The following is an 11,803-nucleotide window of genomic DNA, read 5'->3' on the forward strand; positions in this document are numbered from 1 at the left end:
CATATTTACTACCCATAAAAAAAGGCATCAATTCAAATTGATGCCTTTTTTTATGAATAATATACTCCTAATTATAAATTAGGCTGTGGAGTTGTTCTTAAGTAAGGTTTGATTTCTTTAAAGCCTTTCGGGAACTTTGCAGGGATGTCCTCTGTTTTGATACCAGGGACCACAATCACATCCTCTCCATGTTTCCAGTCCGCAGGTGTAGCTACAGAATAATCGGCAGTCAACTGTAAAGAATCAATAACACGTAATATTTCATCAAAATTACGACCGGTAGATGCAGGGTACGTTAGTGTTAATTTAATTTTTTTATCTGGCCCTATAATAAATACCGAACGTACTGTTACCGTTGCAGAAGCATTGGGGTGAATCATATCATACAATTCGGATACATGACGATCTTCGTCAGCAATAATCGGAAAATTAACAGTAGTACTCTGGGTTTCGTTGATATCCTGTATCCAATCCAAATGATCTTGAATAGGATCAACACTTAAAGCGATTGCTTTCACACCCCTTTTATCAAACTCCGATTTTAATTTCGCTGTCCGTCCAAGTTCAGTTGTACAAACAGGTGTATAATCAGAAGGGTGCGAAAAAAACACAACCCAGCTATCTTTAATAAACTCATGGAAATCAATATCTCCTATTGTCGTCTGCGCTTTAAAATTTGGCGCTTCATCTCCTAATCTTAAACTCATATCTTTCTTTTTTAAATTCGTAATACACTATATACTCTACAAATATAGTAGATTTTTATTCATAACAAAATCTAAGCTTTGTTTTTTACAAAAACCTGTTAAAAATTATTAAACTTTATTATGCAAGCATAATAATAAAATAAGTATATTTACTTACAAACCATTACCAATGTACACATTATGAATTTTGAATTAAACGAAGAATATAGCATGATTCAGGAAGCTGCTCGAGATTTCGCGCAGCAGGATTTAAAACCGGGTGTCATAGAACGGGATGAGAAAGCACTATTCCCTTACGACCAGGTGAAGAAAATGGGTGAATTAGGATTTATGGGCATGATGGTCGACAGTAAGTATGGAGGTGCAGGGCTTGATGCATTAGCTTATACCTTGGTCTTGGAAGAAATTGCTAAAATCGACGCATCAGCTGCAGTGATCATGTCTGTTAATAATTCTCTCGTATGCTACGGCTTAGAAGCTTTCGGCACCGAAGAGCAAAAAGAAAAGTATTTAAGACCTTTAGCTTCTGGAGAAAAGCTAGGTGCTTTTGCCCTATCCGAACCTGAAGCGGGTTCAGATGCAACATCCCAGCACACAACAGCAATAGATCAAGGAGATCATTACCTTTTAAATGGCACTAAAAACTGGATCACAAATGGCGGTAATGCCGATATTTGCCTCATCATTGCACAGACGCATCCCGAAAAAGCACATCGCGGAATAAATGTACTGATTGTAGAAAAAGGGATGCCTGGTTTTACAATCGGACCAAAAGAGAATAAACTTGGCATCAGAAGCTCAGATACCCACTCACTCTTATTTACTGATGTTAAAGTCCCTAAAGAAAACCGCATAGGTGAAGATGGATTTGGATTCAAATTTGCCATGAAAACATTAGATGGAGGTAGAATTGGTATTGCGGCCCAAGCATTAGGTATCGCCGCAGGTGCTTATGAATTCGCTCTTGCTTATGCAAAAGAGCGAAAAACCTTCGGAAAACCAATTGCTGAGCATCAGGCTATCCAATTTAAACTCGCAGATATGGAAGTTGAAATAGAAGCCGCAAGACTATTGACATATAAAGCAGCATGGACAAAAGATCAAGGGTTGCCCTACAGCAAAGAAGCGGCAATGGCCAAACTACATGCTTCCGAAGTTGCGATGAAAACAAGTATTGAAGCCGTTCAGATCCATGGTGGATATGGATATGTAAAAGAGTACCATGTAGAAAGATTGATGCGTGACGCAAAGATCACACAGATTTATGAAGGAACTTCTGAGATACAGCGATTAGTCATCGCTAGAGAGATACTAAAATAAAAAGATTCACAGGGCAACCGATCATGCCCTGTGAATCTTTTTATTTTCCTCTATTTTAAGGATAGCAGATTAAAAAGTGCTCAAATTTTATCTGCCATTAAACAAGCTTACCATCTATTGTTGCTAAATAGCCATAATCTTCAAATGCAAAGCTAGAGGTTTCTTTCATTACATAATTTAATAACAACTTAGATTTTAGAAGTAAGATTTGCTGTTCTTGAAAGTCTTTACTTTTCAAACCATCGTGCATCAGTACCAATGCTAATGGTCTTATCTGCTCCACTTCCAGATCTTCTTTCGCGTAGCTTAATAAAGCTTCATCAGTTACCGTCAAAAAAAATTGACGGCTTTTTTTAAAAAACTCATCGTAAGCTTTATCAAATACAATTGATGAAGGCTCATCAAAAACATGCTGTTCATCGACAAGTAATCTCAAAAACTTACCCATTTCATTTGTCCAATTCAACAATGAATTACTTTCAAATCTAATTCCCATACTATCTTATTTGTCCATTACCCGTTACATACCATTTTTCAGTCACTAATTTTTCTAAGGCAAAAGGTCCTCTAGCGTGAAGCTTTTGTGTAGAAATACCGATCTCAGCTCCTAAACCAAATTCTCCACCATCTGTAAATCGCGTGGAGGCATTGGCATACACTGCAGCAGCATCCACAGCATTCATAAATCGTTCCAATTTTTCCGAATCATTGGAGACAATACATTCTGAATGACGGGAGGAATAAGTAGCAATGTGCGTCAAAGCCTGTTCCAGTCCGTTTAATATTTTAATTGAACATTTAAGATCTAAAAATTCACGCCCAAAATCAACTTCATTTGCTTGTTGCAAATAAGGATATCCCAATCGCTCTAAAATAGCATAACTCCGTTCATCAGCAAAAACTTCCACCCGCTCCTTTTCAAAGGGAACGATAATTCCATCTAAAAATGAATCAGCAATCTCTTCATCTAATAATATCGTATCCAATGCATTGCAAACAGAAGGTCTGGATATTTTTGCGTTAGCAACAATAGCAACAGCCTTATCGATTGTTGCTGATTGCTCTACATAGGTATGACACACCCCAGCACCTGTTTCAATAACGGGAACTTTAGCATGCGCACGAACAAAATCAATCAATGATTGCGAGCCTCGGGGGATAATAATATCCACAAATTTTGTTGCCGTAAGTAATTCTTGTACAAATTTCCGGTCTGTTGGCAGTAATTGAACAATATTTGGGTTTAAATGATGCTGAATCAAAACTTTTTGAATGATCTCAACCAATATCTGATTTGTATGAAAAGCATCCGTGCCACCCCGCAACAGACAAACATTGCCCGAGCGAATACATAATGCAGCCACATCAATAGTCACATTCGGTCTAGACTCATATATAACCGCGACTACCCCCAAAGGAACTGCTTTCTTTTCCAACAATAAACCATTATCCAAAACCTGCTGGTTTAATAACTTTCCGGAAGGATCAGGAAGTTTAGCAACATCCAACACACTTTTTGCCAAAGCCTCTATCCTTTCGGCATTCAAAACCAACCGATCTCTTTTCGGATCATCTGCATCTAATAATTTCAGATCTTTTTCATTTTCAAATAGAATAGCAGTAACCCGTGCTCGCAATATCTCTGCCAGATCAGTTAAAATATGTGCTTTTGTATCTGAATCCAATTGATTTATATCCCTTGTTGCAGCCAATGCTGCTTCTAATTGCTCTGTGATATTTTCCATATTATAACAATACGATATCATCAGCATGTGCTAAGATGATATCTTTACGTTTTACATTCTTCATTAAATCGCCCATATCCCACTTAGATTTAGCAACAGCAATGATTTGATCATCTTCGTCAAAAATATGGAACACTTCACCTTCCTCAAACTGTTCAACACAGGTTTTAACACCAACAAGTAAGAGACTTTTTCGTTGCAAAAGTGCCTCTACAGCACCTCTATCAATAATTACTTTACCCTTAATTAAACTTCCACTTGCTAACCATTTATTGCGGGAAGAAACCTTTTTAGGCTGTGCCATGCAGATCGTACCCGTTTGACCTTCGATCGCTTTCAGCAAGGCATTTTCAGTTTGCATGCTAAAAATAACAGCCCGTATCCCCATCTGATTAGCCAACCGTGCAAAATTTAATTTTGACGTCATACCACCAAGACCGACAGAAGACTTATCTGTTCTTGCTAAAGAAAGTGCGGCCTTATCGATCACTTTTAATTCGGGGATAACTATTCCTTCCGAATCCATAACTCCAGGTACCGAAGTTGTAAATAAAATTTGCTCAGCACCAAAGCCAACTGCAATCAAAGTCGCCAACTCATCATTATCAGAAAATTTCAATTCTTTATTACTCACCACATCATTTTCATTGGCAATAGGAATAATGTTATTTTTCCATAAAGTTTCATAAGTATTCTTCAATTGCACAAATTGATTCCTATTTGCAAAATGCTGACGCTCACATAAACTTTGAGCTAAAGCAATTTTAAAGGGTCGAAAATAAGTACTATAAATTTGCAATAACAAAGGATTACCAATAGCTGCTGCAGCCTTTCTTTCTGACAAAGTCCCCGAATACCGTGTCAAAAACTTTTTCCCTGCCGCAACTGCTCCTGAAGAAACCAGAACGACGTTATATTTTTGTTGTATTTGAGCAACCTGTCTTGCAATCTCCAATACGATCCGTTCATCTACCTCCCCGTCCGCTGTCGTAATAGAAGCTGAGCCAAACTTGATAACAACAATTGGCTTTTTCATATATTTTTTTGTGTTTATTTTGTTTAGGTAATTACTTATTCTTATAAAAATAAAGAAGCGTTTTGACAAAAGAAAGGTTTATGAAAAATTATCTACCAAAAAGGTATATTTTATATGGTACAATTTGTGTAGGAATACTCTCAATTCAAAACACCATCATATATGAATCGTTTACTTAACAGTATCATGGTTGCTTCGCTTTTGTTCGTTTCATGCCAACAAAAGAACAAGGAGGCTGCCCAATCCAAAGAAACAGCGACAGTGGGCGGTGATAAAGACAAGCACGGCTGTATCGCCAGTGCAGGATACACTTGGTCAACTTTAAAAGATAGCTGTGTTAGGCCTTTTGAACAGATACAATTGGATATCGTTAATAATTCAGATAGCTATGAAACAGCGGCATTTCTGATTATTGATGATAAGAAACATGCCGCAGAGGTTTTTCTAAAAGAAAGCCCAGAAAGCATTGTCTTAAAACACGTCAAAGAATATGCATATGAAAATCAGGATTACAAGTTAATTCAGGATCAGCATTGCTGGACATTAATTAAAGGCGACAAAACTTTATATAAAGAAAAAGAATAAAAAAAGGGCTTAAGCCCTTTTTTTATTTAAATCGTTCATCAAATATTTTCTCTAGGGAGAACATCTCATCTCTAAGTTTAGCGGCCTCTAAGAAGTCCATTTCTTTGGCTGCCTTTTCCATTTTCTTACGAACTGTATCGATCGCTTTTTTAAGCTCTTTCTCACCTAGGTATTGTAACACCGGATCTGCGGCAATGGCTACCGAAGGATCTGGCTCAACATATATCTTCGGCTCCAGTCCATTGAAATCAGCGACCGAGGTTTGCTCCATAATCTCCTCTTTAGTTTTTCCGACAGTTCGAGGCGTAATATGATGTTCTTCGTTATATTTCATTTGTTTCTCACGACGGCGGGTAGTCTCATCAATAGTAGCAGCCATACTATCTGTCATCCGATCTGCATACATGATCACACGCCCTTTGTCATTACGCGCAGCACGACCGATTGTCTGAATCAATGATCTCTGAGAACGCAAAAAACCTTCCTTATCAGCATCCAATATCGCGACTAATGTTACTTCAGGTAAATCAAGACCTTCCCTCAATAAGTTGACCCCTACCAGAACATCAAATTCACCAAGACGCAATCCTCTTAAAATTTCGACCCGTTCCAATGTCTTTACCTCAGAGTGAATATACCTAACTTTTATATGCAGCTTAGTCATATATTTGGTTAACTCTTCTGCCATACGCTTCGTCAACGTTGTCGCTAACACACGTCCACCGGCTTTAATGGCCTTATCTGCTTCCTCAAGGAAATCATCCACCTGATTAATCGCAGGATGAACTTCAATAATCGGATCTAACAACCCTGTCGGCCGTATAACTTGCTCAACAAAAACACCTTCCGTCTGCTGTAACTCGTAATCTCCCGGTGTTGCAGAAACATAAATCGTCTGATTCGTCAAAGATTCAAATTCAGGGAAATTCAAAGGCCTATTGTCAAGCGCTGCCGGTAACCTAAAACCATGTTCTACCAAAGCAATTTTTCTGGAACGGTCTCCACCATACATGGCACGTAATTGCGGAATCGTTACATGACTTTCGTCTATAACAAGTAAATAATCTTCGGGAAAATAATCCAGTAAACAGAAAGGACGCATCCCAGGCTCACGACCATCAAAAAACCGCGAATAATTTTCAATTCCGGAACAATAGCCAAGCTCTCGCATCATCTCCAGATCGTAATTAACACGTTCTTCCAGACGTTTCGCTTCCAACATCTTTCCTTCCTCTTCCAACTGTGTCCTACGTTGCACCATCTCTTCTTGAATTGCCCAGATCGTTGAAGTAAACTTTTCCTTTGGTGTTACAAAGAGTGTTGCAGGAAAAAGAGCTAGATCTTCCATTCTACTTAAGGTCTTTCCTGTTACCGGATCGATTTCACTCAACTCATCAATCTCATCACCAAAAAATGATACGCGAATGGCAAAATCCAAATAGGCTGGGAAAATATCTACTGTATCTCCCTTCACACGAAAAGTACCTCTCTTAAATTCAGTCGTCGTACGCGCATACAAGATCTCAACCAAGCGATGCAAAAATGCGTTACGGGAAATCACTGTCCCAACAGCAAATCGAAAAATCGACTTGGAGAAATCTTCAGGATTACCCATACCATAAATACAGGAAACAGAAGATACAACAATAACATCACGCCTTCCCGACATCAGTGCCGTTGTAGTAGCAAGACGTAATTTCTCAATCTCTTCATTGATCGCTAGATCTTTCTCAATATACGTATTCGATGAAGCGATAAAAGCTTCCGGCTGATAGTAATCGTAGTAAGAGACAAAATAATTGACAGCATTGTCAGGAAAAAACTGCTTAAACTCTCCGTAAAGCTGAGCTGCTAATGTTTTATTATGGCTGAGTATTAAAGTCGGTTTCTGTGTTTGCTGAATCACATTCGCCACTGTAAACGTTTTTCCAGATCCAGTCACCCCTAAGAGTGTTTGGTATTGTTCTCCTTCGTTTAAACCCTGCACCAATTCTTTGATTGCAGTAGGTTGATCTCCAGTAGGCTTATATTCAGACGTAAGTTGGAACTTCATAAAATCTTATTCAAGTAATACAAATTTAATCAAAATAAATGAGGCATTTATATTATTCAATGAGTCTGCTATTCACAACTATTTTTCCGTTTAAACAAACAATAAGTAATAATATTTGTGTAAATTGGTATAATCACTAAAATCTACACGATATGCTCAATATCCTCAGCACACAGAACAGCATCGCAAATCAATACATTGCCGAACTACGTGATGTCAACATTCAGAAAGACCGCATGCGCTTCCGGCGCAATCTAGAACGCCTTGGGGAAATATTTGCCTATGAAATCAGTAAAACACTGACTTATGCACCTGTAGATGTAGAAACTCCATTGGGTGTTGCAAATACGCAGATGCTCCTTGATCAACCCGTTTTGGCAACTATTCTGCGAGCAGGATTACCCTTACATCAAGGTTTGTTGAATGTTTTCGATCACTCGGACAGTGCATTTATTGCGGCCTATCGTCACACCAAGAAAAGTGGTGAATTTGAAATCCATAAAGAATATGTAAACACCCCAAATCTGGATAACAAAATTGTCATTGTTGCCGATCCGATGCTCGCCACCGGAAAAAGCGCCGTACTATGCTGTAAGGATCTTTTAAATGATTATGCAATTAGAGAATTACATATTGTTATTGCCATCGCTTCCGAAGAAGGTATTAGACATGTGCAGGCATTCTTACCCAAAGCGACAATATGGGTCGGAGCAGTAGATAATGAACTGACAAGCAAAGCGTACATTGTACCCGGTTTAGGCGATGCGGGAGACCTTGCTTTTGGAAATAAGCATTAGTCTTTTAATAATTTAGTAGTAAAAACTTAATACAGAGCATCGCTCTTAACACATTATATATCAGTAAATTTAAACAACAAAATGAAATACGCACATACACAAACTAACTTATCTTTATATGACTTGGCAAAAATACAATGGCGAAAGCATCAAGACATCCATATGGGATGCTGTTGAAACCAACATCTTAAAAGAAATAGATCTAGGCAATAAGCTCAAAGTCTATATCGGGACAGATTCACAGATTAAAAGAGGAACTATTGATTTTGCAACCGTTATTGTTTTCCTCCGAGAACACCGAGGCGGATTTATGTTCGTACATAAAGATAAAAGAAATCACCTGATGGGCATTAAAGAACGGATGCTCCTCGAAGTTCAAAAATCCATCGACGTTGCTTACGCACTTTGTCCACTCCTAGAGCAATACCAAGTCGATTTGGAAGTCCATGCTGACATTAATACCAACCCTAATTTTCAATCTAATGTCGCATTAAAAGAAGCCATGGGTTACATTATGGGAATGGGTTTTGTGTTTAAGGCAAAACCAGAATCATTTGCCAGTACGACTTGTGCAAACAAGCAAGTACAATAAATGAAAATAGTGACTGAGCACCTTAAAGATCGTTCGATACGATAGCTCTAATAGTGCGCAATTCATCTTAAAGTGTTGATGTCCTAAAATTACTTTTGGACAAATGAACGGTTTTGCTAAATTCGTATCTTTACTTCTAAAGACACGAGAGCTATGCCAGCAATTATACAGCAGATTATACAACAATTTGCCCAGACGACCATGCTTGAATGGATCGGTACCATCACCGGTTTTTTATGTGTCTATCTCGCCACTAAACAACATATCCTTAATTGGCCCATTAGCGTAATCAGTGTGGTGACCTATGGCTATATTTTCTATCATAGTAAATTATATGGGGACGCTGTATTACAACTCTATTTTTTAGGTACAGCCATTTATGGCTGGTATTATTGGTCAAAGAAAATCAGAGAAAACGATAAGCCTATTGTCTCCTTTACAAAACGTGAAATGCTGTTCACGATAATTACTATCGGAATCCTGACTGCTTTGCTTGGCACTTTTCTACAAAAGCTGACCGATTCAGACGTTCCATATGCAGATGGTTTTTGCACTGCCGTAAGCTTTGTTGCACAATTTTTAATGACACGAAAAGTACTGCAGAACTGGCTACTGTGGGTTTTTGTAGATATCTGTTATATTCCACTTTACCTACATAAAGGTTTATTGCTAACGGCGATTCTATATTTTGTATTTGCCGTGATTGCTTGGGGAGGTTATAGAGACTGGAAGTCCACTTATCGTACTTTTATGCAATAATGTCCAAACAAGATGCCTAACTTTATGCGCACAAATGAGTACATCAAATCCAGAATTAATGAAGATCGCTGTCGTTGGACCTGAATCAACAGGTAAATCAACGATTGCTCAGGCTATAGCAAGACATTTCAACACGGTTTGCGTTCCTGAATTTGCACGTGAATATTGTAAAAACTTGCATAATGAATACACGCTGCAAGATGAAGTTAATATGTATTATGGACAAATCGCGCTTGAAGACACTTTAATACCTTTAGCTCATAATAATATGTTGATATGTGATACAACGATATTGACTGTCAAAATCTGGTGTGATCATCTCTTTGGTGATACACCTCAGGAAGTAAAAAACGAAATACAACAACGACCATATGACCTTTTCCTACTCATGGATATCGACCTACCATGGGAGGAAGATCCATTACGCGATTTTCCGGAGCAACGTGAACACTTTATGGAAGTGTGGAAACAGGAATTAAATCAACTCAATGCGCGATATGCCATTATTTCCGGATTAGGAGCTGAACGTTTTGAAAATGCACTTAAGGCGATTAAAAGCAAATAGCTTTTTTGCCATTTGTATTAAACTGATATCTAAGCTCGTTTATAATTCATAGACTCCGATTATAGAAATGTCAAAAGTAATATTGATCATAAAAAAGATTTTATCTTGGTAGCACCGCAAAATAAATCGTATTTTAACCTAAAATAGGCTAGAGAAGAGCTACAAAAATCAATAGTTATCCATCCTAATGTCACAAAAGCTTTGGAATGGCAAAAGAAATGAGATAAAAATAAGAAAGGCGATCTTGATTAGAGATCGCCTTTCTTATTTTTAACAAAGTGAATACTAGTAACGGTAAGCTTCCGCTTTAAACGGACCGTCAACTGTAACACCAATATAAGAAGCCTGCTCTTCAGTCAACACATCCAGTTCAACACCGATATGCGCTAAATGTAAACGAGCAACTTTCTCATCCAAATATTTTGGAAGTGTGTACACTTTATTCTCATAAGCAGCCGTATTCGTCCATAATTCCAATTGCGCTAACGTTTGGTTTGTGAATGAATTTGACATTACGAATGAAGGATGTCCCGTAGCACAGCCTAAATTCACTAATCTACCTTCTGCTAATAAAATGATATCAACACCGTCAATCGTATATTTATCAACCTGAGGTTTAATTTCAATTTTTGTATTACCATAGTTTTCATTTAACCAGGCAACATCAATTTCATTATCAAAGTGACCGATATTACAAACGACCGTTTTGTCTTTCATTGATTTGAAATGCTCAGGACGAACAATATCTTTATTACCTGTAGTCGTAACAACGATATTAGCTTCTTTAACAGCATCAGCAAATTTTTTCACTTCAAATCCTTCCATAGCAGCCTGTAAAGCACAGATAGGATCGATTTCAGTAACGATAACACGAACACCAGCAGAACGTAAAGACTCTGCAGAACCTTTTCCTACATCACCGTAACCCGCTACGACAGCAACTTTACCTGCCAACATCAAATCTGTTGCACGACGGATAGCATCCACTAAAGATTCGCGGCAACCATATTTATTATCAAATTTAGATTTTGTAACAGAATCATTAACATTGATAGCTGGTAAATGTAATGTCCCGTTCTTCATACGTTCGTATAAACGGTGAACACCAGTAGTTGTTTCTTCAGACAAACCTTTGATTTCAGCGATCAATTCTGGATATTTATCAAACACCATATTTGTTAAATCACCACCATCGTCTAAGATCATATTCAACGGTTGACGCTCTTCACCAAAGAATAATGTTTGCTCAATACACCAATTGAATTCTTCTTCGTTCATACCTTTCCAAGCATATACGGGAATCCCAGCAGCTGCAATGGCAGCAGCGGCGTGGTCTTGTGTAGAAAAGATATTACAAGATGACCAAGTCACATCAGCACCCAGTTCAACCAAAGTTTCAATTAAAACAGCTGTCTGAATAGTCATGTGAAGACAACCCGCAATACGCGCACCTTTTAAAGGTTTTGCAGCACCAAACTCAGCACGAAGGCTCATTAAACCCGGCATTTCAGCTTCCGCTAATTCTATTTCTTTACGGCCCCATTCAGCAAGGGTGATGTCCTTAACTTTGTATGGTACGTACGTACTTTCTACTGATGACATATATTATTCTTTTTAAGTTTTAAATTTATTAGCAAAAATACC

12 protein-coding genes are annotated in these 11,803 nt (G+C 38.0%); 6 read left to right on the plus strand and 6 right to left on the minus strand.

The annotated features are described in order from the left end of the window. Positions 1–71 precede the first annotated feature (71 nt). Positions 72–707, minus strand: coding sequence for a peroxiredoxin (locus JAZ75_RS03895; RefSeq protein WP_208700323.1), 636 nt, complete (start codon positions 705–707; stop codon positions 72–74). 180 nt (positions 708–887) lie between these two features. Between JAZ75_RS03895 and JAZ75_RS03900 the strand changes: the two genes are divergently transcribed. After that, the gene (locus tag JAZ75_RS03900) at positions 888–2,027 is read left to right on the plus strand and encodes an acyl-CoA dehydrogenase (RefSeq protein WP_132843885.1); all 1,140 of its coding nucleotides are present in this window, start codon (positions 888–890) and stop codon (positions 2,025–2,027) included. A gap of 97 nt (positions 2,028–2,124) precedes the next feature. Here JAZ75_RS03900 and JAZ75_RS03905 read toward each other — a convergent pair whose 3' ends face one another. Genes JAZ75_RS03905 through proB form a run of 3 tightly spaced genes read right to left on the minus strand, consistent with a single transcriptional unit; the run spans position 2,125 to position 4,808 of the window. Then, positions 2,125–2,523 carry a hypothetical protein gene (locus JAZ75_RS03905; RefSeq protein ID WP_208700325.1) on the minus strand — a complete coding sequence of 133 codons (399 nt, stop codon included), beginning with the start codon at positions 2,521–2,523 and terminating at the stop codon, positions 2,125–2,127. Position 2,524: 1 nt separating this feature from the next. Then, a complete protein-coding gene (locus JAZ75_RS03910; protein ID WP_168128314.1) occupies positions 2,525–3,772 on the minus strand; it encodes a glutamate-5-semialdehyde dehydrogenase in 1,248 nt (415 codons plus the stop codon). Position 3,773: 1 nt separating this feature from the next. After that, the gene (proB, locus tag JAZ75_RS03915) at positions 3,774–4,808 is read right to left on the minus strand and encodes a glutamate 5-kinase (RefSeq protein ID WP_021192437.1); all 1,035 of its coding nucleotides are present in this window, start codon (positions 4,806–4,808) and stop codon (positions 3,774–3,776) included. Between the two features lie 162 nt (positions 4,809–4,970). On the opposite strand from proB, the gene JAZ75_RS03920 reads away from it, so the two are divergent. After that, positions 4,971–5,393 carry a hypothetical protein gene (locus tag JAZ75_RS03920; protein ID WP_132772529.1) on the plus strand — a complete coding sequence of 141 codons (423 nt, stop codon included), beginning with the start codon at positions 4,971–4,973 and terminating at the stop codon, positions 5,391–5,393. Between the two features lie 22 nt (positions 5,394–5,415). Here the strand turns inward: JAZ75_RS03920 and uvrB are convergent, their stop codons facing one another. Further along, positions 5,416–7,446 (minus strand): excinuclease ABC subunit UvrB, encoded by a 2,031-nt coding sequence (uvrB, locus tag JAZ75_RS03925; RefSeq protein WP_132772531.1) that lies wholly within the window; start codon positions 7,444–7,446, stop codon positions 5,416–5,418. A gap of 152 nt (positions 7,447–7,598) precedes the next feature. On the opposite strand from uvrB, the gene upp reads away from it, so the two are divergent. The 4 genes from upp to JAZ75_RS03945 all read left to right on the plus strand — a co-directional run bounded on the left by upp (position 7,599) and on the right by JAZ75_RS03945 (position 10,159). Then, positions 7,599–8,243 (plus strand): uracil phosphoribosyltransferase, encoded by a 645-nt coding sequence (gene upp, locus JAZ75_RS03930; protein WP_021190634.1) that lies wholly within the window; start codon positions 7,599–7,601, stop codon positions 8,241–8,243. Positions 8,244–8,361: 118 nt separating this feature from the next. Then, positions 8,362–8,835: a ribonuclease H-like YkuK family protein gene (locus JAZ75_RS03935; RefSeq protein ID WP_021190635.1), complete on the plus strand. Its 474-nt coding sequence runs from the start codon at positions 8,362–8,364 to the stop codon at positions 8,833–8,835. A 153-nt stretch (positions 8,836–8,988) separates the two neighbouring features. Continuing rightward, a complete protein-coding gene (gene pnuC, locus JAZ75_RS03940; protein WP_132772533.1) occupies positions 8,989–9,594 on the plus strand; it encodes a nicotinamide riboside transporter PnuC in 606 nt (201 codons plus the stop codon). Between the two features lie 34 nt (positions 9,595–9,628). Beyond that, on the plus strand, positions 9,629–10,159 hold the full coding sequence (locus tag JAZ75_RS03945; RefSeq protein WP_132772535.1) for an AAA family ATPase: 531 nt from the start codon (positions 9,629–9,631) through the stop codon (positions 10,157–10,159). Between the two features lie 285 nt (positions 10,160–10,444). Here the strand turns inward: JAZ75_RS03945 and ahcY are convergent, their stop codons facing one another. Further along, positions 10,445–11,761, minus strand: a complete 1,317-nt coding sequence (gene ahcY, locus JAZ75_RS03950; protein WP_021190641.1) for an adenosylhomocysteinase — start codon at positions 11,759–11,761, stop codon at positions 10,445–10,447. Positions 11,762–11,803 lie beyond the last annotated feature (42 nt).

It is taken from the genome of Sphingobacterium sp. UDSM-2020 (genome assembly GCF_016132525.1).
GTDB classification, from domain to species: domain Bacteria; phylum Bacteroidota; class Bacteroidia; order Sphingobacteriales; family Sphingobacteriaceae; genus Sphingobacterium; species Sphingobacterium anhuiense.